The sequence below is a fragment of the Pseudocolwellia sp. AS88 genome (genome assembly GCF_030551755.1).
Taxonomy (GTDB): Bacteria; Pseudomonadota; Gammaproteobacteria; order Enterobacterales; family Alteromonadaceae; genus Pseudocolwellia.
In genome coordinates this window covers 1-25,137 of sequence record NZ_JAUPEC010000036.1, presented here as the reverse complement: position 1 = coordinate 25,137, position 25,137 = coordinate 1, and the positions used below count along the sequence as shown (strand labels likewise).

The 25,137-nt window shown below is 35.4% G+C and carries 16 protein-coding genes; 5 read left to right on the top strand and 11 right to left on the bottom strand.

Annotated elements, in window-relative coordinates:
- The 3 genes from Q5N69_RS17585 to Q5N69_RS17575 form a co-directional block, all read right to left on the bottom strand.
- Positions 1 to 4,163: choice-of-anchor L domain-containing protein (locus Q5N69_RS17585; protein ID WP_304370399.1), on the bottom strand; the 4,163-nt coding region annotated here is incomplete at its 3' end.
- 1,383 nt (positions 4,164 to 5,546) lie between these two features.
- The gene (locus Q5N69_RS17580) at positions 5,547 to 6,674 is read right to left on the bottom strand and encodes a zinc-binding dehydrogenase (RefSeq protein ID WP_304370398.1); all 1,128 of its coding nucleotides are present in this window, start codon (positions 6,672 to 6,674) and stop codon (positions 5,547 to 5,549) included.
- A gap of 94 nt (positions 6,675 to 6,768) precedes the next feature.
- On the bottom strand, positions 6,769 to 7,446 hold the full coding sequence (locus tag Q5N69_RS17575; RefSeq protein ID WP_304370397.1) for a glutathione S-transferase family protein: 678 nt from the start codon (positions 7,444 to 7,446) through the stop codon (positions 6,769 to 6,771).
- Positions 7,447 to 7,668: 222 nt separating this feature from the next.
- Between Q5N69_RS17575 and Q5N69_RS17570 the strand changes: the two genes are divergently transcribed.
- Positions 7,669 to 8,574, top strand: a complete 906-nt coding sequence (locus tag Q5N69_RS17570) for a LysR family transcriptional regulator (RefSeq protein ID WP_304370396.1) — start codon at positions 7,669 to 7,671, stop codon at positions 8,572 to 8,574.
- 165 nt (positions 8,575 to 8,739) lie between these two features.
- Here Q5N69_RS17570 and Q5N69_RS17565 read toward each other — a convergent pair whose 3' ends face one another.
- The 5 genes from Q5N69_RS17565 to Q5N69_RS17545 all read right to left on the bottom strand — a co-directional run bounded on the left by Q5N69_RS17565 (position 8,740) and on the right by Q5N69_RS17545 (position 14,352).
- Positions 8,740 to 9,603, bottom strand: coding sequence for a prohibitin family protein (locus tag Q5N69_RS17565; RefSeq protein ID WP_304370395.1), 864 nt, complete (start codon positions 9,601 to 9,603; stop codon positions 8,740 to 8,742).
- 197 nt (positions 9,604 to 9,800) lie between these two features.
- Positions 9,801 to 10,766 (bottom strand): PstS family phosphate ABC transporter substrate-binding protein, encoded by a 966-nt coding sequence (locus Q5N69_RS17560; protein WP_304370394.1) that lies wholly within the window; start codon positions 10,764 to 10,766, stop codon positions 9,801 to 9,803.
- A 370-nt stretch (positions 10,767 to 11,136) separates the two neighbouring features.
- A complete protein-coding gene (phoR, locus tag Q5N69_RS17555; RefSeq protein WP_304370393.1) occupies positions 11,137 to 12,444 on the bottom strand; it encodes a phosphate regulon sensor histidine kinase PhoR in 1,308 nt (435 codons plus the stop codon).
- A gap of 3 nt (positions 12,445 to 12,447) precedes the next feature.
- On the bottom strand, positions 12,448 to 13,143 hold the full coding sequence (phoB, locus tag Q5N69_RS17550) for a phosphate regulon transcriptional regulator PhoB (protein ID WP_304370392.1): 696 nt from the start codon (positions 13,141 to 13,143) through the stop codon (positions 12,448 to 12,450).
- A 288-nt stretch (positions 13,144 to 13,431) separates the two neighbouring features.
- Positions 13,432 to 14,352: a porin gene (locus Q5N69_RS17545; protein ID WP_304370391.1), complete on the bottom strand. Its 921-nt coding sequence runs from the start codon at positions 14,350 to 14,352 to the stop codon at positions 13,432 to 13,434.
- A 614-nt stretch (positions 14,353 to 14,966) separates the two neighbouring features.
- Here Q5N69_RS17545 and rdgC point away from each other — a divergent pair.
- Positions 14,967 to 15,887 (top strand): recombination-associated protein RdgC, encoded by a 921-nt coding sequence (gene rdgC / locus Q5N69_RS17540; protein WP_304370390.1) that lies wholly within the window; start codon positions 14,967 to 14,969, stop codon positions 15,885 to 15,887.
- Between the two features lie 110 nt (positions 15,888 to 15,997).
- Here rdgC and Q5N69_RS17535 read toward each other — a convergent pair whose 3' ends face one another.
- On the bottom strand, positions 15,998 to 16,837 hold the full coding sequence (locus tag Q5N69_RS17535) for an HDOD domain-containing protein (RefSeq protein ID WP_304370389.1): 840 nt from the start codon (positions 16,835 to 16,837) through the stop codon (positions 15,998 to 16,000).
- Between the two features lie 391 nt (positions 16,838 to 17,228).
- Here Q5N69_RS17535 and Q5N69_RS17530 point away from each other — a divergent pair, with 391 nt between their 5' ends.
- Complete coding sequence (locus Q5N69_RS17530; protein WP_304370388.1) at positions 17,229 to 18,983, top strand: autotransporter assembly complex family protein; 1,755 nt, start codon at positions 17,229 to 17,231, stop codon at positions 18,981 to 18,983.
- Positions 18,983 to 22,897, top strand: a complete 3,915-nt coding sequence (locus Q5N69_RS17525) for a translocation/assembly module TamB domain-containing protein (protein ID WP_304370387.1) — start codon at positions 18,983 to 18,985, stop codon at positions 22,895 to 22,897. Before Q5N69_RS17530 ends, Q5N69_RS17525 begins: the two co-directional genes overlap by 1 nt.
- On the opposite strand, the gene Q5N69_RS17520 is transcribed toward Q5N69_RS17525, so the two are convergent.
- Both Q5N69_RS17520 and Q5N69_RS17515 read right to left on the bottom strand, forming a co-directional pair.
- Complete coding sequence (locus Q5N69_RS17520) at positions 22,887 to 23,642, bottom strand: alpha-ketoglutarate-dependent dioxygenase AlkB (RefSeq protein WP_304370386.1); 756 nt, start codon at positions 23,640 to 23,642, stop codon at positions 22,887 to 22,889. The two genes, Q5N69_RS17525 and Q5N69_RS17520, sit on opposite strands and share 11 nt — an antisense overlap.
- A 79-nt stretch (positions 23,643 to 23,721) precedes the next feature.
- Positions 23,722 to 24,063, bottom strand: coding sequence for a cupin domain-containing protein (locus Q5N69_RS17515; RefSeq protein ID WP_304370385.1), 342 nt, complete (start codon positions 24,061 to 24,063; stop codon positions 23,722 to 23,724).
- A 318-nt stretch (positions 24,064 to 24,381) separates the two neighbouring features.
- Here Q5N69_RS17515 and Q5N69_RS17510 point away from each other — a divergent pair, with 318 nt between their 5' ends.
- Entirely contained in the window at positions 24,382 to 24,972 is a 591-nt protein-coding gene (locus Q5N69_RS17510; RefSeq protein WP_304370384.1) for a hypothetical protein, read from the top strand.
- Positions 24,973 to 25,137 lie beyond the last annotated feature (165 nt).

Here is a 25,137-nt window from a genome sequence, read left to right as displayed (position 1 = left end):
AAAGCATCGTCTACTCCATCGTTGTTGGCATCAGTTCCACCCGTCACATCAATATCAAAGGCATCATCAATACCATCGCCATCGGTATCAACCCCTGAGCTGCCAAATTCGATAAAGTCAGGAATGCCATCGTTATCACTATCAACGTCAATATAATTAGGCATATTATCGCTATCTTGGTCGGCAAGAACATTAAAGGCATCATCGTCAATACCATCATTGTTTGCGTCAGTACCGCCCGTGCTATCAACATCAAAAACATCAATAATGCCATCGTTGTCGGAATCGGTACTTAACTGGACGGCTGTTAAGCCAGATTCAACTGCATCATTTAAGCCGTCGTTGTCACTATCTAAGTCATTAAAATCTGGCGTAAGATCATTATCTGTATTAACTACGTCAACATTATCGTCAATACCATCGCCATTAGTGTCCGTGCCTCCAGTGTCATCAACATCAAACCTATCATCAATACCATCATTATCTGTATCAGTGAATACTGCACCCGACTCTAGGTAATCAGGAATACCATCGCCGTCACTGTCTAAGTTAAGATAATCTTGAACTGTTGAGCCCACTGTATTAGTAGCAAAAACATTGTCATCAATACCGTCTAAGTCAGCATCTGTTCCGCCCGTAACATCCACATCAATGCTATCGACTAAACCATCAGAGTCGCTATCTACTTGTGATGAATCACTTTCAATAACATCGGTAATATTGTCGTTGTCGCTATCGGTATCTAAATAGTTAGGTGTGCCGTCGCCATCAGTATCGGTCGGTAACGTTGAAGGGTCGTTATCTGCATCTAAATTCGCATCTTCAAGTTTGGTAGCGATACCGTCATTGTCATCGTCACCATCTAACGCGTCGATAACACCATCGAGATCAGAGTCTGTTGCAGCATTTGGATCACCTACTTCAATATCATCGGTAATACCATCACCATCTGAGTCGGCATTTTCTGGGTCAGTACCAAGCGCAACTTCAACGTTATTAGTTAGGCCATCGCCATCTGTGTCGTAACTAATTACCACACTGTCACCGACTGATGTATTTGTGAATGTATCTGCGCCCGCTGCGTTTTCAACAGTTACCGTAATATTGCCATTACCGTCTGGGATAATATCCGCGGTATAAGTTTGATCGCCATCATTACCTGAAAAGTTAGCAACTGAACCATTAGTAACAATAATGTCGCCGACTAAAAATCCCGTTACATTTTCACCGAAGTTAAATGCCAAAGGGATAGGATCTAAAGTTGTAATTTCAGCAGGAGCACCATCTATTGATAAAGTAGGTTTTACGGTATCTTTGTTGCCGGTTTTTTGTGTTGCTGTGCCAGCGTTACTTTGCGCATCTGTTTGATTCGCATTGGCAATTAAAGTGCCTGTACCGTCAGAAACTGCAGTGACATCAAAAGTTGCACTCCAACTGCCTGTACTACAAGCAACTGATTGGCTGCCAGGTGACGCCCCGGTTAATGAAGCCGTCACATTTCCGTCACCATTTGTACAAGTTCCTGTTAGTGAATAACTTGCTTGATTAGATAAATTTGCATTGGTTAAATTCGTAATTACAACAACAGGTGCAGTTGTATCTTTATTGGCATTTTTTGGCGTAGCTTCTGTGTAATTATTAACGCTATCAGCTTGATTCGCTGTTACGGTTAATTGGTTTGTTCCTTCTGAAAGTGCACTTACATCAAAAACTGCATTCCAAGTTCCACCTGAACATGTTGCCGTTTGAGAAGGTGGTGTTGCACCACCTATACCAACGGTTACATCGCCATCACTTGAAGTACAAGTACCGGAAACTGGATAAGTGGCTTCATTTGATTGGTTTACCGTCGCAGGCGTGTTGATAACAACGACAGGTGGTGTGGCATCTTTATTTGCTTGTTTTTGCGTTGCATTACCCACGTTACCAGCGGTATCGGTTTGAGCCGCATCAACTGAAATGGCATTAGTGCCATCCGCGATGGCGGAAATATTATAAGTTGTGCTCCAAGTGCTACTACTACAACTGACACTCTTCGTTGGCGTAGCTGCGCCAGGTAAAGTAACAGATACATTACCGTCGCCATTAGTACAAGTACCATCAACAGGATAGCTGTTTGTATTGGTTGCCGTGCCATTTGGTAAAGTACTTATTGTGACAATAGGAACGACAGTATCTTTATCTTCAATACCCTGAACGGAAGATGAATTACCAACATTGTCTGTTTGGCTTGCGTCTACTGTTATAACGTTTGAACCATCAGCAATTGCAGATACATCAAATGTCGCCATCCACATTCCAACATTACAATTTACATCTTGTGTTGCAGGAGTTGCGCCCACAATATCGACGGTAACAACTGATGCACCACTTTCGCAAAAACCAATTGCATCATAAGCAGCCTTATTGCTGTCGTTAGCTGGTGCAGGAGAGTTGATGCTTAATGAAGGAGGCATTATATCTTTATCGGCTGTAACTTGAGTCGCGTTACCTATATTACCGTTAGCATCTGTTTGACTCGCATTAATTTCAATGGCATTTGTACCATCATCAATTGTGCTAACATCAAACGTTGTTGACCACGTGCCTGAAGAAGTACAGGTTAATACTTGAGTAGGTAAAACTGGAGAGGTATCACTATCTTGAACTAATACAGTGACATCACCATCACCAACACCACAAGTACCACTGACATCATACGTTGCTTGATTGACAATATTTGCTTCTGGTACCGCATTTATAGCCACAACAGGAGGTGTTCCATCAGCAGAACCTGAAATAGTAAACTTATAATCTTCTACTTCACCCGTTGCTAAACTACCACCAAAGGCAACAGAGTTTATACCTGAGTTTGCAATACGAAAACGTGCATAAGTATCACCCACTTGCGACCCTAAAGGAATAGAGCCCCACGTTACCGTTATGTCTTGTTCAAAATCTCCGCTACTTACAGCCGCTGATGTATACTCGTCAGCTTCAAATGTGCCATTTCTATCAAAATCAATCCAAGCACCAATTGTTGATGCTGAACCATTAATGCTGCTTGCGTTTACCGTTACAGAATAGGTAGTGTCGGTATCTATTAGCTGTGGGAATGTCGCAACACCGTCATCAACGTCATCTGTTGCTTCCCCGGCACTATCGTCTATGCCATCAACAAAGCCGTTAGTATCTCCCGATGGACTTTTACCTAAATAAACACCTTCTACGATGCTATGACTTGCACCGGAAGAAGCGGATAAAGTTTGATATGAATCTGGCGCATCACCGTAATCGCTGCCAGGCTCAGAACGCAGGCTTTTAGCTTTTAAAAAAGCCCAGGAGTCTAAAGTTCTATCGCCATCATCGGATATACCAACAACAACCTGGATTGGCACGCCAATACTGCCAGAAACATCTGCACGACAAGTTACACGTTTAGTAAACCCATCCATTTCAGTATCTATAGTAGTTGCAGGAGTTTCGTCCGTCTGAAGACCAGGATCATTATTTATGTATAATTCCGGATTGCTTGACGCTTTGGAGTTGTCACCAGCAACTGGAGGAAAGTTTGTTGCATCATTTACACTATCAATACTAAAACCTTGATTATCTGGCGTTAATGCACAATTAAAAGTTGATGGATCATCCGTTGGTCCAACTAGGATTTTTAGTTTGTCATTAAAACCTGAATAAACATATTCATTATATTCTTCAGAGCCAAATACAAAATCTAGAATTAAAGTATCAAACGCAGGTGTAACGTTGAATGAAAGCTTAGCATGGTCAAAACCATCTCCTAAATCAGGGTCACTACCTGAAATGCCGGCAAATGTTGATGTATTATTGTCCGAGTCATTTGTGCCTACGACTTCCTCTACAGCACCAGTACTTATCACTACACCATCATTAAAGTCTTCTGTACCACTTGGATCAAAAAGGAAGTTGTAATTATTAAACAATCCTATTTGAACATCGTTGCCGGTAAAAACCACCGAATCAATTACTAAACCATTCCCACTTAAACTATTAATAATGTCTGTTGTAGTGACAGTTGTATTGTCTTTTTGAGCTACTGATTCACCATTAGGCCCCGTGGTTTCTGCAAAGGAATATTGAGTAAAGGATACTGCCGCTATAGACAAGGCGAGGGGAATAGCTTTTAAGGACATGTTTATTGACATTTAGGGATAACCTCCACTTCGGGATTAACAAGTATCTAGACAGCTTCTAGGCAACAAAAATAACATTAATTTAACCACTTAATAATTTTAGCTTAGCAGCAAAAATCAAGTTTGCATGATTAATAGAATTTATTTTCTATACGTTGTAAGAAGCAACATTACACAGCGGGTATATATAAATATAACCATTTGAAAATATGCAAATGTACTATTAATTGTAATCGTAGACTTCGAAAGAGTGGCTAAGTCATTTAGTAATGAATGAGCATTACTAGCGAATGAACTAGTGAATAATTCACCCAAAAAATTCTTTGGTAGTGTATTAGTCGCTATAATTATCCTGATTTATTATTGCCCTGATCAAACACATTATTGACTAACATGAGCTATAGCTTGCGGAGAACATCTGTGATATCACTACTTGTATTATTTTCAAATATATAGCGACTATTGAAAGGATTTATTTTCAGTACGTGACTTTTAAAATGATAATTACTTATTGTTTATAAACTAAAAGTTTTGTAATTAGTAGAATAAAGACATAAACAACCCAACCGTTCGACAACGCTGAAAAGTCATAAACAGTCATTGAAAGCAGAACAAAAAACATTTGGTTTTTACTCCTTCGCCGCTTATTTTAACCATCTTTTTTTATCCTCTTAATGAGGAGTTAATGACTACAATAAGTTAGAAGCCGACAAAATATGATATTTATCATAGTCGAAATCTATGCTATTAAGTGTTCAAACTAAATACGGTTTATTGGTTGAGTAATATGTAATTTGGTTTTCAACTCAACGTAATTGTCCACCTCAATGAATATAATTAATACAGGTATATGTATCAGTTGTGTTTATCAAACTATCTAATGAAAACTATCAATAAGAACAAAAAGCTATTACGAATAGGCAGGTAAAATCTATTGATTATGTTTATCTAATTATTGATAAGTAGAAAATAAATTCATTTGGATATTAATGGCTTTTAATATTAGTACATAACTTAATACCGAAATTAAAAGTAGTGATAAGTAATTAATAACAGCAAGCTTAATAAGTTTGGCCGACTCCCCCACCCCACAAAATAAAGTCTAATATTATCAATCTGTTATACCTAGTAACTTTTTAATTAGCGATAGATTAGCAATAATCTATGGTAAAAAAACCGCTTAATTGCGGTTTTTCAGTTAAATCAATTTTGACACGAAAAACTATTCACTCATTCAATGCCTATGGCCCCCTGTATTGCTCTCTTATTTTTAGGTGCTAGAGTTACTCTAAAATAACAGCCAAGAAAAAAGCAGATACTATAATCAGTATCTGCTCTATATATTTTAGAAAGCACCTCATTAAGAGGCCATCTCTTATCTAACTATCATAAAAATTAAGCTTGAGGTTTAATTAAGTACTTCTCACCTGTAGCTTGTTTTGAATAACCTGCTATTGATTCTAATTTTAACACCTCAGCCAACGAAACTTCATGGGTGTATTTACTAGCAAATGTTGTGGTTATTTCATCTGCAACACGTTTACGCATTGTCATTACCGTTTTAGTACCTAACTTACCTAGCGCATTAAATAATAAAAATCCATTTACAGCCCAAGCGAAGCCGAAGTTGCGATTTAATGTAATTGGACCACGGTTTAATGCGCCATAAATATAAACTTGTTTGAAGGTATCTGAGCCATAAAGGCTGTGCTCTTTCATATTGCGAGCTGCTACAACTTCCATACAATTAAGAATGTCGCTTGTTAATTCGCCGCCACCAATTGGGTCAAACGCGATGGTTGCGCCTGTTTCAATAATAGCCGCCGTTAAGTCGGCAATGAAAGACTCGCTACTTGAATTAACAACATATTTTGCGCCCATATCACGTAACAAGGTTTCTTGTTCTTCTTTACGTACAATATTAATTAAGTCGATACCGTCAGCAATACAAATGCGATTTAACATTTGCCCAAGATTAGAAGCCGCTGCCGCATGAATGATAGCTTTGTGACCTTCAGCACGCATGGTTTCCACCATAGCTAATGCAGTAAGTGGGTTTACAAAAGAAGATGCGCCCTCTTTGGCTGTTGTTCCTTCTTTCAATTCTAAGCAACTTTGCACATTAGCACAGAGGTATTGGCGATATGTTCCGCCACCAATCACAGCAACGGTTTTCCCCATTAATGCTTGTGCTGCAGGCGATGATCCTGCGGCAACTACAGTTCCTGCACCTTCATTACCCACAGCAGTTGCTTTACCAACACGTGTTTTAAGAGATGGCATAAACTGAGCAGGAACATCAGCTGTAATTACTGGGCTTTCTTCGGTGCCTGATTGTGTCGCTGTTGTCATATCAGCAGCACTAAATAGAACGCCTAAATCAGAAGGGTTTAATGGAGCAGCTTCGATACGAATAACAACTTCATCGGCACCTGATTTTGGCATTTCGATAGTTTCTAAGGCAAGTGTTAGTTTATTATCTTCATTGATTGTTGATGTCAGTTGAATATTTGTATTTGTCATAAGGTTTCTCCTGCAAATAATTAAATTTGTTTAACCAATAACCTGATTGATATTGGTTGTATTTTGTTTGTTGTTAAATCTTTATCACTAAATATTATTTAGCTTGAGCCGCTTGGATCTGAGCTCTCACCTTTTGGATAAACTCAGGTATATTTGCCAAACGATCTGCCTCTACACTTTTAGCAATTTCAGATTCGCTCATTGAATCATTCCACTCTTTCATTCCTGGTATATCTGCTAGAACATCCCATTCAAGTTGGCTAGAGCCAAAATTACTCACAATTGTGTTTACGTAATAAACATAGATATCAGCCATGGAAAATTGTTCGCCCGCAATCCAAGGAGAGAACTTACACAAACGACTCAGTGCGATAACGCCACGACTTAATACTTGACGTACTTCAACTTTAATCGATTCAGGAACTTCTGCGCCTGAAAGGACATAAGGTATAAATCGTCTGCTTGGTAATTCAAAATAAAGCTCAGCTATTTTCATAATTTGACGCACAGCAGCACGTTCGCCAGCATTTTCTGGGTATAGCGGAGTTTCTGGGTAAGACTCTTCAATAAAGTCACAAATAACACTAGATTCTGAAAGAGTAAAACCTTCAGGTGTTGAGATAACAGGTACTTTGCCAGCAGGGCTAATTTCAAGTAACTCTTCGCTACCACCGTAAACAAGGTGCTCTTCAAATGGCAGTTTTTTATATAGAAGTACATGTTTCACTAGGTTGTAATAGTTGCTAGCGGCAAAACCGTGGAGAGTAATCATAAGTCAGTATTCCATCATTAACGTGAAAATTGTTTTTAATTGCTAAAAGTGCAATTAAAGCTTCTGTATTTAAAACATTGCAACAAAGCTAGGCTGCAATGTTTAACTTAAATCTATTATTACCTATTTAAATATGATGATATATAGGTGAAAATACCAATCACTATTGCTTTAAAGACAACAATAAAGCAAAACTCATCTACATATTTATGGAGAAGTTAGTTGGATCAACTACGCGCAATACGCTATTTCAGTACAGTTGTAGAAACTGGCAGTTTCACTAAAGCGGCTAAGGTGTTTAATGTACCGCCATCATCATTGTCGCGACGTGTGGCTGATTTAGAAAAGAGTTTGGGAGCAACCTTATTAAAGCGATCTACACGAATTGTTAAACTGACAGAAGTAGGACAAATTTATTATAAAGATGTACAGCAAATACTGAATCAGCTAGAGCAAAGTAATGAAACTGTGCGTAGCTATCAAACAACGCCAATGGGACGCTTACGTATAAGTTCTATGGTAGGTTTTGGTGATAAAATATTGCTGCCTTTATTAGATGAATTCAGCCAGTTATACCCTGAAATTGTTTTAGATGTTAGTTTGAGCGATGAGTTATCAACACTTGGCCGTGATGATGTCGATATTGCAATTCGCGGCGGTTATGCGCCAAATGAACGAGTATTAGCAATCCGATTAATGGACAATGGTTTTATCCCTGTTGCTTCGCCAAGCTATTTAGAAAAGTACGGCATGCCTGCTAATGCAATGGAACTAAAGAAGCATAAGGGTCTTTATTTTAAAACCCCCACAGGAGCAACACCTTGGTTGTGTAAAGTAGATGGGCAATGGCATGATGTTTCAGGATCTGCCGTCGCTATTTCAAATAACGGACCTTGGCTAGCAAGAAAAGCCTGTAACGGTGAAGGAATTTTTATGTCTACTCGATGGGCGTTGGCTTCACTTCTAGAGTCAGGTAAGTTACAAGAACTTAAGTTTGAGCATGAGTTAGCCATCACTCAAAACTCTGATTTTGCCGTTTATTTGTTGTATCAGAAACAGCGCTACCTCGTACCTAAAGTAAAAGCAGCTGTAGATTTTTTAGTTGAAAGAATAAAAGTCGTAAATTAAAAATAAGATGGCATTGCGCATTACCAGCCAATAATCACATTTAAACATTGCTTATCGCCTCTAATTTAACGCAGCAACCCTTTATTTATATATAAAAAAAGACGCGTCTCAGCGTCTTTTCTAATTTATCTTTAAACTAAACTATTTAGAAAATCATTCTAAAAATTATTTAGCTCGTAGGTCTAAAATAGGCATATTCTGACCACCTAACATGGTTGCAGGTAATTTACCGTCCCAATTTTGAGCTTCTGTTAACTTAACAATTAGCGGGTTATCACCTAAAGCCTTAGCTTTTGCAGTTATCGCCTCTGCTTCTGCTAAGCCTTTAATACGAATAGATTCAGCTTCTGCGATAGCTACCAATTTAATACCGTCGGCTTTTGCTTTAGCTGTGTTTACATCTCGTTGTGCTTCTAAGTTTTGTCGAGCAAGTTTATGCTCTTCTGCTGCCGCTAAGTTCTTTTCAGTTTGCTTAGTTTCAATAGAGGTTAAGTACTTAGCAGGTAATTGGATGTTTTCTATTTGAATGTTATCAACCGTTACAGGGAAGTCTTTCATCTCTTCAATTAAGTTAGCTTCAATTGCTTGGATCGCACTTGCTCTGTCTTGAATAAGTTTCTCAGCATCAAAACGAGGAATAACATCTTTAGTTGCCGATCTAAATCTTGGATCTAAAATTCTACTTTCAAATTGCGAAAGACCGCCGTATTGTCTAAATAGCTCTAATGCTGCTGTTTTATCTACCGTCCAGTTAACAGAAACGCTAACCGTAACAGGCATTTGTTCTTTAGTGCTAGACGCCATTCTTTCTTCATTTTTACGTGTTCTTACTTCTATTTCTTCAACGCTATCTATAAAAGGTACTTTAAAATGTAGTCCTGGGTTTACTTGTTCTTTAGCTTCACTGAAGCGTTTAACTATACCAATGTGTCCTTCATTTACCGTATAAATAGATCCCATTAGCAACACCAAACACGCTGCTATCGTTATAATAGTTTTTACTGGAATATTTAATTTTTCAAAGTTCATTTATTCATCCTTAAGTTATTAATCGCATGATAAATATCAGGCGAGTTATCATAACCAAAGGCATAGCGCATAGGAACTATTTACTTAACGTTTAATAGCAAAATCGATAGGTATCTTTGGGTAAACAACTAACACAAAAAAAGCTCATACACCTTTCAGTGTATGAGCTATATAAGCCAGTTATTTAATAGCTTGAGTTATAAGTTAAAACCTAACTTTTTAAATTCTTTTTCAACAACTGATGCAGGTAATGGAATATAACCATCTTTCTCAACAATTTTTTGACCTGATTTTGATAAAACCATTTTTAAGAATTCAGCGTCCATAGGAGCTAAAGGCTTGTTAGGATGCTTGTTTACGTAAACATATAAGTAACGTGATAATGGGTATTTATTATTAACAGCATTTTCCATGTTAGCTTCAACGAAGTTATCACCTTTCTTAGAAAGTGGTAAAGCACGTACACCTGAAGTTTTATAACCGATACCTGAATAACCAATACCGTTTAATGATGCTGAAACTGACTGTACAACTGATGCAGAACCTGGTTGCTCGTTTACTGTATTTTTGAAATCGCCTTTACATAAAGCTTTCTTTTTAAAGTAACCGTAAGTACCTGATACTGAGTTACGACCGTATAATTGAACGTCTTTACCTTCCCAGTCACCTGTTAAACCTAAGTCACCCCAGCGATCAACATTTTTATCAGCGCCACATTTTCTGTTGTTAGAAAAAATTGCGTCTACTTGATCAATACGTAAACCTTTAATTGGGTTATCTTTATGAACAAATACTGCTAAAGCATCAATCGCTACACGAACTGCTGTAGGCTTATAACCGTATCTTTTTTCAAAAGCTTCAATTTCTCTCGACTTCATTTTACGGCTCATAGGGCCTAAGTTTGAAGTTGCTTCAGTTAAAGCTGGTGGAGCTGTAGAAGAACCTGCAGCTTGAATTTGTACATTTACATTCGGGTAAGTACGTTTAAATTCTTCAGCCCAAAAAGTCATCATGTTAGCTAAAGTATCAGAACCAACAGATGATAAGTTCCCTGAAACGCCACTTACTTTTTTGTATTCTGGTAAATTGTTATCAACTGCTAAAGTTGAAAGACTTACTAAGCTTGTAAAGCTTAAAATGCTTAAAGCACGTTTAAAACCCATGTCATTCTCCGACGTAAATAGTTATATATAGTTGGTTGCGATCTACTGTATAAACGCAATATGAAAATTATATGGGAGATATATTACAGTTAGATGACAGTTGAAATAAAAAAGAAATATAAATGTAACTTGTTCGACGTTCGGGAGGTTGTAAATAAATTTAAATCTTATAAAACAATCAGCTACAATTAAAACAAAAGCTAACACTGAAGTTTTTTATATCAAAAAATGTGATATTTATTAACGTTTATTATTAATTCTAAAGACAAATTACGTATTAGTGGGAATCACTTAACTTTGTACAAGTAAAACAATAAAGCAAAAAATCTTAAAAGCTCAATTTATTAAAGTTAAATACAACTTGTAGCAATTACTTACTTAAAGGCACCACATTTTTAACATCAAATATAATGATAAATTCACTGCCCTTGCCTAATTCACTTTCAACTTTAAGCTCGGCATGGTGATGGTTTAATACATGTTTAACTATCGCTAACCCTAAGCCAGAACCACCCGTATCGCGAGATCTTGATTTATCTATACGGTAGAAACGCTCAGTTAATCGAGTAATATGTTGTTTGCCAATACCTGGTCCGTCATCCTTAACACTGTACATCATTTTGTTACCGTGCTTTTTCCACGTAACATGAATGTTGCCATTTAAGTTGGTATAAGCAATCGCATTAGATAGTAAGTTTGAAAAGGCACTTTTGAGTTCAGTTTCAAAACCTAACAAGCCCATAGACTGGTCAATATCTGTAGTGATTGTGTGTTTACTTTCTTGATTAAGCCATTGTGAATCTTCAACTAAATCTTCGATTAGCTCAGGAACATTAACAAGATTTTGTGCGTTATTATCAATATTAATTTCGGTTCTAGATAACACCAGTAGTTGCTCTACCAGCCTATCCATACGTGAAACTTGCGACTCTATCGTAGAAAATGTTTTCTTCCAATAAGGATTAAAAGCATCTTCTTCCATTTGAATCATTTCAACGTAACCCCTAACAACAGTTAGAGGCGTTTTAAGTTCGTGAGATACATTGGCAACAAAGTCTCGACGCATTTCTTCTAAGCGACGAATTTTACTTACATCTCGAGCGATAAATAAGAAGTGATCAGTACCGTAAGCCATAAATCTAAGTTCTAAATGAACCTCATGATTTACAGGTGATACAATATGACAAGGTGTTTCCCAATTATGGGCTTCTAAGTATTTAGAAAAAACAGGAAAGCGAATTAAGTTATCAATACGTTGACCAACATCACCCGAAGTACGAACACCCAATAATTTTTGAGCCTTTTTATTACCCCATTGAATAATAAAGTCTTTAGACAAAACTAATGCTGCATCAGGTAACGCCTCAGCGCCATCTCTAAATTGACGTAGTTTGTCGTTTAGGTTCTTTTGTTTCTTACGTTGTTTTTTTATTTGACGATATAAGCCATTGTATATCTCGCCCCAAACACCTTCAGCTTGAGGTGGAGAAATAGCTTTACTTTGCCATATCCAATTAATAAATTCGTATAAATGTCGGTAATGCCAAGCAATAACAGCAAGACTACATAAAGCTAAAACAGCCCAAACGCTATCTAACAAAAATCCAACCAGAATACCTAGTGAGAGCCATGTACCTAATTTAAAAAAAAGCGTACGAATAATTAATTTAAAATTCATAGTTTAAGAAGATAATTTTCCTGAAAAACGGTAACCTGAACCACGAACCGTTTGGATGAAATTTTCATGACCTTGGCCAGAAATAGCCTTACGTAAACGTCGAATATGAACATCTACCGTTCTATCTTCAACATAAACATTGGTTCCCCACACATTATCTAATAACTGTTCACGGCTATATACACGTTCTGTGTGAGTCATAAAGAAATGCAGTAAACGAAATTCTGTTGGACCTAAATCTAAATTGCTGTCGTGAATAGATACACGATGTGAAACAGGATCTAACTTCATACCGTGAAATTCTATCTCTTCTTCTAACGAAGTTGGAGATACCCTTCTAATAACCGCTTTTATACGAGCGATAAGCTCTTTAGGTGAAAAAGGTTTAGTCACGTAATCATCTACGCCAGCTTCAAAGCCTTTAACTTTATCTTCTTCGTCACCTCTAGCGGTAAGCATAATGATAGGTATATTGCGGGTGTATTCATTTTGCTTTAATGATTTAGCTAATTTAACCCCCGTTCCGCCTGGTAGCATCCAATCTAATAAAATTAAATCAGGGTAAGGTTCTACAACCTTCTTTGCTGCTTGTTCAAAGTCTTCAGCCTCAACAACATTAAATCCATTTTGTTCTAAAACAAAAGTAATCATATCTCTGATTGGCGTTTCGTCTTCAACAACTAAAATACGTCTGCTCATAAAATTCCTGCTATGTTTCAAAAAGCGGTCAATATAACCATGTTGAATTTACTCTTCTTTCCATGGTTATAGACGAGTAAAATAATTTATATGTTTATTGTGCTAAATTTAGGTGACACTTTTATGACAAAGCTAATATTAAATACATAATATCAAGAAGGCCTTTATTTCACTATCATTTATCCCCTTTACTACTGAAAGTTCAGGGCTGTATATTAAATAACATTATGTATAGATATAAAAAAACCGTAATAAATACGGTTTTTATAAGTGATAAAGCCAATTAACTTAGAAGTTGTATTCAACGCCTACAGCTAAATATTCGTTATCTTCTTGAGTGTCTAAATCAAAGTTTGTATAGAAAGCAAATAGCTTAGTACTTTTAGCTAATTTATAATCAACACCTACAGTAATACCGGTTTGATCATCACCATCTTTATAATTTGCAGCTTGGAACTGACCTTTATAAGTCATTTTGTTTACAGTGTACTTTGCAGATAGCACTACACCATCCATCTCTTCAGTGCCTTCAACATTTTCTTGCGTTTGTAACATAGCCCCTAAAGTGATATCTGCTACTTTACCTTGAACAGTTGCACGTATTACGTCATAACCATCAACTTCTGAATCAACAGCGACTGACGCATAAATATCAGACTTTTTAAGTTTTGCATCACCGTAAACTGCCGACAACGAAACACCACTTTCACCATCAACACTGTCTTCAGCAATATAAGTAACACCTAATTGAATACCTGAAAATTTTGGTGACTTATATGTAATAGTGTCTGATAAACGATTTTCACCTTCAAAAAGACTTTTAATATCACCATTTAAGTCACTAAACAGATCAACTTTACCTTGAGACTGTTTAAGAACTGTGTCGTTTTTACCGACTAATACTTCACCAAAAGCACCACGTAAACCTATGTATTGGTTACGGCTAGTGATGTTGTCGTCACTATCACCATCAAGGTCAACTTGAAATTCAGCTTTGTAAACAACTTCAAGACCATCTTCTAATGCATGTGTACCTTTAAGGCCAATGCGAGATGCATTACTTTTTACTTCAGTATAAGAACCTTCACCATCATCTGATGATTGAACAGTTAAGTTAGCTTTACCGTACAAATTAAGGTCTGCAGCAAAAGCTGAAACAGATAGAGAAGATAAAACAGCAATGGCAAGTATATTTTTAGTAAATTTCATTTTGTGCCTTAAATTTAATATTTTGATTTGAAGTTGTTTAATGCGGCACATTTTGCCGATCATATATGACACTTTTATTACAATGCGTCATAAATTTGAAACTTTTATTACGCTATGATTAAAATTATATGTCAAAAACATTTCTCTTTTGTGACTAATTTAAGAAAATAGTTATTTATTAATATAGACTAACTTCTTGATTAGCGATAATAATCACCTTTATTATTTAAAATTTCTGCAACAACCTTGGTATTCAGTCACCTATCTTCTTTTACTCTATTAAAAACGCATTCGTTTTAATTTAGTTTAATTTGGTAATAAGTCAGCTTTGTGTAAGTTACTTTTCAGTTTCAATAAATACAGTATTTATATGTAATTAATAAATTAAAAACTAAACGCTTTAGCAATGTATAAACTTAACAGTCTGCGTTAGGTATAAATTATTTATAATTGAATTGTTCTTGCTGCTATGTAAAACCATAACAATAAAACAACAAGAAACACTTTAAATGACTTTTCCCAAATTAACTCAATGATAAACTCAATGAATTAAGCTATTATTACGCACTTTCTTCAATCAACATCCCTATAAATATGGGGCAGGATTATTATCAATGTGGTTTAAAAACCTTTATTTTTTTGCTTTCACACGCCCTTTTGAATGGTCTGAACAAGATATTGAAACACAACTTTCAGAGCACTTATTTACTCCTTGTGCCTCAACTGAACAATCACATTTTGGTTGGGTAAATGCGCTAGGCAAACATGGCGACACTATTGTTCATGGCGTAAACAAGAATTTTTTATTATGTGCTAGAAAAGAAGAAAAGATCCTTCCTGCTCCTGTGATTAAAGATCAATTAGAAGCTAAAATCGCAGCACACGAAGTAGAACATTCACGTTCAGCAACTAAAAAAGAAAAAGAACAATTCAAAGAAGATATTATTTTTGAATTACTACCACGCGCTTTTTCTCGTGTAACCGATACTCATGCTTATATTAATCCTGAGCATAATATTATTGTTATTAACACAGGTTCTAGAGGCAAAGCTGAAGACTTTCTTGCTTTATTACGTAAAGCGCTTGGCACTTTACCTGTAACTTCAGTTTCTCCAGAGAAAGCGCCTGATGAGATAATGACAGATTGGGTTTCTGGAACTGAACTTGGCGACAACTTCAATTTAGGTATGGAAGCTGAGTTTAATGCATTAGGTGATGATGGTGCAGTAGTTCGAGTTAAAAACCAAGACTTAGCCAGTGATGAAATTAAAGCCCATTTAGATGCTGATAAATACGTAGTTAAACTTGCTCTTGAATGGGATGACGCAACTTCATTTATTCTGTGTGATGATTTAGCTATTAAACGTTTAAAGTTTTTTGATGTTTTACAAGAACAAAACGACGATATCGATAGCGACGATATTATTGCAAAATTAGATGCTGACTTCTCGTTAATGGCAGGGGAAATTAACCGTTTAATTGATGACTTACTTGCTGAATTTTCAGTTAAAACACAAGACTACTTAGAATCTTAGTCTGAAAATACATTTCTAGATAAGAGCTTTTATTTAAGGCTTATTATCTATATTAGAAAAGGCACTTTTAAGTGCCTTTTTTGTTTTTCAGAGGTTTGAGTTAACTGCGTTTAAAACATCTCTTTTATGCCGTCTACCATAGTTGTAAATTCTTCACTCTTCATAAATAAAACATCAGGTAAAACACCTTTATCTACATAGCTTTTTAATAAAGCATTACAAGTTTCTTCATTCTTAAATACGTCATTATAAATAGCGCCAGCTCTTATAAAGTCAAGGTAGTGAGCTTCTTTAGGTAAAACAGATAAGTCATTCCAACTTCTTACTAACTCAACTAATTCGTCAGAAAAGCCCCAAGCTTTTGTAACCTCTGCACCAAGTTTATTTGATAACTTAGTAATAGCTTGCTCTAAAAATGTTGGGTTAGCAAAAACGTCCGAATGCTTTTCAGCTTCAGTTAAAATAGGTAAAACACCAATAGAATGAACAAGTGAAGCAAGAGTTAATTCATCAAGTGATAATGAACTATGTTTATTATTTCGCTTATAAAATGTCATTAATGCTATAGCGACGGCAGCAATATTAACGGTATTTTTCCACGATTGAGCGAGATAAATTGAAACGATTTTATTTTTAGAAACAAAAATTTGCTCAACAACCATGGCTGTAGCAATACTTTTAATTTGCGTTAGCCCTATTCGGGTTACCGCTTGATTTACGGTTTGAACTTTTACGGTTCTACTTAATAGAGGGCTATTTGCAACTTTAATCATTCCTAATGAAAGTGCAGGATCTTGGCTTATAATATCGCTCATTTGCCCAAGGTTTACATCCGGACTATCAGCTTTATCGCGCACTTTTAGCGCTATTTCAGGCAATGTAGGTAGTATCAAAGAGTTTTGCTTAATTTTTTCTACTAAAATTGTATAAAGTGCATTTTCTGCTGCCATAAGATTCCATCTCTATTGTTATTGGTTACACTTAAAACATAGCACATATTTTTTAAGCTGCTATTTAATTGATAAAAAATCAATTAATTACCATTATATTTGGTACTTATTTTTATTTTTTATATATTCGGCTAAAAAGTAATAACATTCCCCCTTTTAGTCGCCCTTTTTTACAAAAATCCAAACAATTAATTTCAATACTTTTCTCATAACGAAATTATTTGTTTTTTCTTATTTCAATATTTACGCAGGTCAATATTAAGCTATAAATCATAGGTTTTATGGTAAATAAGAATATCTTACAAATGAATCAAATCGTTGCTCGAATCTTCATCTACACCCAGCTATAATAGTATGTTGTTTTAATACTCTTACCCCATAAAGGAATTCTATGATTAGGTTATATGTTTGCTTTTTTACCTTGTTATTTATGGGTAAAGTTTTTGCAAATAATCTAATACTATCATTACCTGACAACCTACCTGATGTTGTTACTAAGAATATTAAAGCCTATTTAGGCGAGCTTCCTGATAATAAACTCTCTCGTATATCTTTTGCTTATTCAGCTAAAAACAATACCGTTAAAGCCATTCAAGCCTTGGGTTATTATCGTGCTGTAGTTGACGTAAAAGTTATAAAAAAAGATAACGAAGAAGATCCATGGGATCTTATTATTAAAGTTAAGTTAAACGAAGTGAGTCTAGTTAAATCGATTAAAGTAGAAATTGTAGGTGATGCGCAAGAGGATCCTATGTTTAAAGCGCTAACAGCAAAGTTACCTATAAAACCTAAAGACTCATTACATCATGGTAATTATGAACAAATTAAATCAGACATTCTTTCTTTAGGTTTACAACGAGGTTACTTTGACGGTTATTTAGATACCTCAGAAATTGCCATTACGCCTGACTATTTCGCTAACATTCGTATTAAATATGTAAGTGGTACACGTTATACTTTTGGAAAAATTAGTTTTATTAATAACACCATAGATGATGATTTTATTACCAAATTAATTCCATTCAAAGAAGGCGACAGTTACCAAGTCTCTAAATTACAGAAGTTTCAGAATAATCTAGAAAATACTCAATACTTCAGCAACATTGTTATTGTGCCTAACAAAACGGGCGAAGCTGCGCTTGAGACTAAATCAGTTCCTATTCAAGTTACTTTGCAAAAAGCTAAAAAACACTACTTTGACATTGGTTTTGGTTATGCCACAGATACAGACTTCCGTATTTCAGGTGGTTGGAAAACGCCACTGATTAATAAATACGGTCATCGCCAAGAAACTCAAATCAAATACTCGAAAATTAATCCAACGGGGCGCTTTAACTATTCAATCCCGATGAATGGCTCACTAAACGATACTTTGCAATTAAGACTGTTATTAGAAAACGACGAATATGGTGATATTGAAAGTGATTATTGGTCGTCTAAAGTGAGTCGTATAAAAAGTAGTGAAACCTCAAATGCAGAGTTTTACCTCAGATACCTTCATGAAGAATGGGATATATACTCAATAGAAGATATTGCCGACTATTTTATTATTGGTTACAGCTGGTCAAATACTTCAAGAGAAGGTTCGTTAATTGATCCTAGCGATGGTTTTAGCCAGTATTACAATATTGAAGGTACTCACACAGATATTTCTTCAGAAGCTAGCTTCTTGAAGTTTCATAGTCATTGGCGATATATAAAAACCTTAGCTCCTAAACACAGACTCGTATCAAGAGTTGAGTTAGGTTACACCTACTTAAGTACATCAAATGCTGAAGAGTTATCACCCTCTTTACGATTTTTTGCCGGTGGTGATCAAAGTATTCGTGGGTTTTCTTATCAGTCTATTGGACCAACACGTATACAAACAAATGATGACGGCACACAAGAAGAGCTTGTCGTTGGTGGAAACCGCTTAGTTGTAGCGAGTATCGAATATCAATATTACTTTACACCCAAAATTAGAGGCGCTTTATTTGCTGATATTGGTAGCTCTTTTGATACAGGGTTTCAAAAATCATACTCTGTTGGACCTGGTATACATTACATATCCCCTATTGGAGCTATAAAGTTAGACTTAGGTTATAGCTTGAGTGAAGATTCACCTTCATGGCGTATTCACCTTAATTTAGGTGCTGAATTATAATGTCGACTCAACAAACACCATCAAAAACGCCAAGCCCTGAAAAGTCTTCCATACAAGAAAGCCAAACGCCATCAGTAATAATAAAACCGAAACGCAAAAGCTTTAGACGAAAAGCGAGTTCATATTCGGCTATTTTTCTCACGAGCATATTGTGCATTTTAGCCATACTTTATAGCAGCCCATGGGGAACACAGGTTACTATCGCCCTGCTGAATAAATTCACTGATATTTCATTAATTTATAAGGATGGAATGTTTTCTGAAGATCTTGAATTCTCTGAATTTAATTATCAGAACGACACAGTTAATATTCAAGCGACCGATCTTAAATTAAAGTTTCACCTACGTTGTTTATGGCAAAAACAGTTTTGTATTAATGAATTAAAGGCTGAAAAGTTAACAATACAAACCAAAACATCAAATAAGGCCTCTGAAGAAAAAGCGCCATTTGAAATGCCATTAGGCATAAAAGCTGATCGTGTATTTATAAAAAACACAGAAGTGATTTTGAGTAATCAAACTATTGAAGTTATCGACTTATCTTCAGCTGTTAATATTACAGGTAATACATTCAATTTTAATTCGCCTTCTGCCAACACCACAATAATTACTTCAATTGAATCTGAAGAAGTTGCATCTAATTTACAAAACTTAAACAGTAATAAAAATATTAAAGATCTTGAATTAATAGATATTAACCTGCCAATAAAGCTTGGGATAAAAAACCTTAAGATTGGAAAATTGATGAATAACTCATCATTTTTTGCTTTTCTGCCAGCCGAGTTAAACAAAACTAAACTCAATCTTAATTGGTTTGGCCATGACCTGTTTATCAGCCCATTAACGTCAAACTACAGCGGTGGAATTGTTGATATTAATGGCAAAATTTCTTTCATCAAAAATTATCCTTTAGATTTTCAATTAACCCATCAGTTAATCGATAATGACTATTGGCCTGAAGTTAATCAGTCTAAACAGTTGGTGTCTTTAAAAGGCGATTTATCCGAACTGAATACAACAATTAAAAGCGAAGGAGCTATTGAATTAGAGGGTAACGGAAGTATCAATGCCCTATCGAGTAATGCTCCTTACCGTATTAAAGTTGAAGCGACCACTATCCCTTTATACAACCAAGTGAGTCAACATCTTCATCCATCAAAGTTGCTCTTAACATCTCAAGGCGATAAAAATAATCAAACCATCTATGTAAATAGCATTATTAGTGGTTTAGGTTATAAACAAGCACAGGTTTCTATCAAGTTTGATCATAACCAATCAAAATCTGATAAAGACGAAGCAGATTTAGAAGATGTATTTACCTTCAAAGAAGTTAAAGTAAAAGACGAGAACAACAACCTAGATCTTACCGGTTCAATTTCACTCGGTGTTATGCCTTCATGGAATGTAAAAGTGAAGTCTAGCGGCTTTACCCTACCTAAGTTTAAAGGTATCGATAACAATCAAATAAAAGACCTACTTCCAGCCTCAATCGAACAATTAATTGCTGGAAAATTCTATGGTCGAATTAAAGGTAATGTAGACTCTATTGGCTTTTATAACAAAGAAAACTCTGAAGTTAGTTTATCTAACACGAACTTGTCAGGTGTTATTAATAACATTCCGTTTTCAATTATTGGTGAAGTTGATCTCAACGAAAACTTACAGTTAAAACCAAGTAACCTAAAAGTTTCTATTTTCGACTCAGTGATTAAATTTTCTGGTTATAGCGACTCAGAATGGAATATAAACGGCACTTTACACGTTCCTAGCATTGATAAGTTCCAGCCTGACATTAAAGGTAAAATAACCACACAGTTTGATGTCAGCGGTCCAATAAACAACCCTGTTTTGAATTTTAACAATAAGATCACAGATCTATATTATAAACAATTTTCTACCTCTTCGATTAATGTCCAAGGAAGCTATTCGCCTTTTAATAATCATGATATTAACGCTCAAATTAAAGGCAAAGAAATACATTGGTTGAACACCAAGCTCGAAAACTTTGTTGCTCGAATAGATGCCGACATGCTGCAACAGAATGTTGATATAAAATGGGATGGCGACTTCAAAAGCAAGCTACTACTCAACAGCCGTTTAAATGAACAAACCAATAATTGGACTGGCATTATTGCCGGAGCTGAGTTTAATTACTTAACCAATAATTGGCGCCCTGATACCGATATAATTATTGGCTACAACTACAGTAATCATGAGTTATCGTTAAATAAGCATTGCTGGAATAACCCGGGATTGAGTATTTGTATAGCAGAAGATGTGAGTTTTTTTGAGAAAGGTAATATCCCTTTAACAATAAATCTTAATAGCTATTACTTGAATGACACCTTCGCACCTGCTGATATATCGGTGAACACCAGCATTAAAGGTAAAGGAAGTATTGGTTGGGCACCTAATAAAAGTTTTTCCGTAGAAGGTGATTTAAACGTACTTGCTGGAAACATATTGTTAGAACCTGAAGAAAACTACTTACCTGTAAAAGTATTAAGCGCATGGGATACAGGACGTTTAATTTTTAAAGTAGCTGATAATTCTGTTTTTACTGATCTGACCTTAAGCCCCGACAGCATCAGTAGAGCAAATAAAAACTACGACTTCTATTCTGATATCAACCTAAAAAGTGATATAAAATTCAGTGGCGATTTTCCAGTATCAGCACAGCTTAATGTTGATAATTTTAGCTTGCGCCCTTTCCAGTCGATGAATCATGACCTTGCTTTACTCGAAGGATTTTTAAGTAGCAAAGTTAATATCAGTGGCGATTTAATGAAACCTGAAATTGTAGGTGAAGTTAACTTATCTGATGGTCGCTTAAAAATCATAAAAAGCCCAAATATATTAGAAGATGTTCAACTGAAACTTTCGCTTTTAGGCACAAGTGCAAACATCGATGGTAACTTTAAAATAGACAAAGATGGCGGTTTAATTACTGGCGATGCAACTTGGTTAAACGAAAGAATACTTAACTTAAACGTGGAAGCCGAAAAACTTGAAATACTCGTTCCACCTCAAATAGAAGCGACTATAGCACCTAAAATTAGCGCTACACTTACTCCAAAAAACCTGAGGATTTCAGGTTCAGTGAATGTGATTGATGGAATATTAAGAGTTTATAAATTACCTGAAGGCAGTGTTGAAGTAACAAACGATGTTATTTTTGTTGATTATCAAGGCGACGAAATATTTAAAGAACGCCCTTTTAGCATAGATTCGGATATTAACGTTGTTATTAACGAACAATTCCAACTAACTGGGCAAGGCTTTGATGGTAATTTAGAAGGTAGTTTACGCCTACAACACAATAACCAACAACCTATCCAAATATTTGGTAATTTGAATATTCCAAACGGTAGGTATCAGGCTTATGGACAACGATTATATATTGATAAGGGCAAAATCGCCTTTAATGGTCCGATTGAAAACCCAAATATAGATCTAAGAGCAACGCGCACCATTCCTAAAGAAAATTTAAAAGTAGGTATTGAAATTACAGGGTTAGCAAACGCTCTTTCACTGAATTTGTTTTCAACTCAGTCTTTGTCTCGAGCACAAACTTTGTCGTATCTACTAAGAGGACAAGCGTTAGAAAGTGATAGTGCTGATAACTCAGGGATAGGAGTTGCTTTAGGCGCTGCGTTAGCTAATTACTCAGGTATATTGAAACAAATGGACAAGCTACCATTAATTAATAATGTTGAAATAGATGGCGATAGTTCACAAGTTTCTATAGCAGGATATTTAGGAAAACGCATCTATGTAAAATACGGTATAGGTGTTGACGAACCAGTTAACGAACTCACCGTTAGGTTGTTTTTAATGAGTCGATTATGGGTAGAAACAATTTCAGGCTTAGAAAGTTCAGCAGATATATATTATTCGTTTGATACTAATTTATAACCCTAAAGGTTAAATTAAAACGGCTATTGCTTACTTTTCTTTGTTTAGGAATAGCGTGCTGCCAAAAGTGTTGTAATTCTCCACTCATAATTAATAGCGTGCCGTGGTTTAATGGGAATTCAACTTTTTGAGAATGATCATCGTTTCTGCGTAAGACAAAACGGCGAGTCTCTCCAAAGCTCACTGAGGCAATAACAGGATCCCTGCCCAACTCTCTTTCTGCATCGGCATGCCAACTCATGTGATCATCACCATCGCGATACCAATTCATTAAAACACTATTAAACTGAACACAAGTTACTTTTTCAATTTCATGCTTTATATAGAGTAAACCTTTGTTCCAAGCATTAGGTTGTAAAGAAAGACCTGAATAACTGTATGATTTACCCATATCACCATACCAAGCAGAATAACGGGGTAAAAAAACGCTTTTGCCATACATATTAATTTGTTCGTGGCGCCAATTGATATTTTTAAACTTAATGTTTAAAAGTTGTTCTTTATCTAAATTTCTCCAAGCGACATAGTTTTTAATATCAACCGTGTCATTTTCTAAAAAATATTCAACACTCCTATCGCTAATCTTTTTATTAAAATAAGCTTTCGAATAAAATATAACTCCATTGGGTATATGAATAATAAAACCATTTAAATCAGCATCCCACCTAGAACTGTATCCATCGGTTTGAGGAAAATCAAAAGGCAGTTTATTCATATTTTCTTCATGGCTACTAAATAAATCCATCACTTACTCTAACTCAATATTCATGTTTTATAAGGCATTTTCATTGTTAAAGAAATTACCCTCAGTATAACGGTAACTTTTAGATTTCGACTCTGTCGCCATGACTTGGTGGCGTAGAAGTTACGGTAAAGACCAAATCATTATCGTGTTTATTACTCAGTTGATGTTTCGCACCTGCAGGGATATGAATACTTTGATGAGAATCTATAGTAAATATTTCACCATCAAGTTCCATCGTTGCAACACCAGATAATATAAAAAAGAATTGCTCAGCTTTTGTATGTAAATGACGAACTTCTGAACATCCTGGCGGTACTCGTTCTTGAATAACACTTAAACTGTCGGTTTTTACAAGATGCCAACCATCGCAATGATTGCCCCAAGTATAATGTTCAGCAGATTGATAACTTATAATGGTCAAAACAGCTCCTTAAAAACACCTATAATATAGACTTTTTGGCCTCAAATTCAGGTTTAAGTTTAAGTTTAAACGACTTAAATAATTAAAAAACTAAATTAACACGGCTTATATACAAATGGTGAGTAATCCTTCTTTCTACAAATATGCGAGATTACATCCTCCTTTTACACATCAACCAGTTGACGCTTTGTTTTTAACTTATTGATCTAATGATAACAATCACGTAATGTCGATGTTAATTATAAATTAAAGGGAATTAATGGTCTTTGTAGAAAGGCGGATTATATCCTTAGATTAAACTGTTAGGTGAATATTGAAATGTCTAGTTCTGCACAACTATTCCAAGATATGGAAGATTTATATACTGTAGATATCGATTTTATTGCTAGCAACTTAGATGATGATAAAAACGGGTACTGGGCAAGATCTTTAATTAAAACTGTAGTGTCATTTTATGAAGCTCAAGTATTCACTCTGAAAAATGAGTTAATTGAATTCTGTGATGAAAATAATATTTCTATTCCTCCTGAAATTTTAATGTTTTTAAAAAACCTAAAGTACGAAATTAAAGACAACGGAAATATTAAAGAAAAATATTTTCAAACAACTTTAAAAGCCGAAATTAAATTTATTTTTAACCAAATATGTAATCTTCAAAATTTTGAACTCAAATTTGGGTACGACGATGTCCGTTGGTCTCAATTACTTAGGACTATTGAAGTGCGAAATAGATTAACTCATCCAAAAGCATTAAATGAACAGGTTGTTACTAAAGATGAAGTAGAAGATTGTGTCGTTTCTCTTGTTTGGTTTTATGACAATACAACTTCTTTTATTAAACAACATTCTGAAAATTTAGATCAGCAAATTCAAAACTATAAAGTAGCACTTGGTGAAGCCACAGAATAATTCACCTAACAAGCTAATAAATAAGGACAAAAACAGTTGACTGCTTTCGTTCCTCAACATTTTAGCCAACAATTTTTTGCCCATTATTAGGGCGTTGGTATGACTCCCCACGTCAAGTTAAAAACACTGATCCCTGCTCAAAAAATAGAGCCATAATTTATTTTT

Coding starts and splice junctions, on each gene's coding strand:
- Q5N69_RS17565 (WP_304370395.1), bottom strand. CDS start 9,603: ATGAACTTTGAAAAATTAAATATTCCAGTAAAAACTATTATAACGATA.
- phoB (WP_304370392.1), bottom strand. CDS start 13,143: ATGAGCAGACGTATTTTAGTTGTTGAAGACGAAACGCCAATCAGAGAT.
- Q5N69_RS17560 (WP_304370394.1), bottom strand. CDS start 10,766: ATGGGTTTTAAACGTGCTTTAAGCATTTTAAGCTTTACAAGCTTAGTA.
- rdgC (WP_304370390.1), top strand. CDS start 14,967: ATGTGGTTTAAAAACCTTTATTTTTTTGCTTTCACACGCCCTTTTGAA.
- Q5N69_RS17575 (WP_304370397.1), bottom strand. CDS start 7,446: ATGATTACTCTCCACGGTTTTGCCGCTAGCAACTATTACAACCTAGTG.
- Q5N69_RS17520 (WP_304370386.1), bottom strand. CDS start 23,642: ATGGATTTATTTAGTAGCCATGAAGAAAATATGAATAAACTGCCTTTT.
- Q5N69_RS17510 (WP_304370384.1), top strand. CDS start 24,382: ATGTCTAGTTCTGCACAACTATTCCAAGATATGGAAGATTTATATACT.
- Q5N69_RS17580 (WP_304370398.1), bottom strand. CDS start 6,674: ATGACAAATACAAATATTCAACTGACATCAACAATCAATGAAGATAAT.
- Q5N69_RS17525 (WP_304370387.1), top strand. CDS start 18,983: ATGTCGACTCAACAAACACCATCAAAAACGCCAAGCCCTGAAAAGTCT.
- Q5N69_RS17530 (WP_304370388.1), top strand. CDS start 17,229: ATGATTAGGTTATATGTTTGCTTTTTTACCTTGTTATTTATGGGTAAA.
- Q5N69_RS17545 (WP_304370391.1), bottom strand. CDS start 14,352: ATGAAATTTACTAAAAATATACTTGCCATTGCTGTTTTATCTTCTCTA.
- phoR (WP_304370393.1), bottom strand. CDS start 12,444: ATGAATTTTAAATTAATTATTCGTACGCTTTTTTTTAAATTAGGTACA.
- Q5N69_RS17535 (WP_304370389.1), bottom strand. CDS start 16,837: ATGGCAGCAGAAAATGCACTTTATACAATTTTAGTAGAAAAAATTAAG.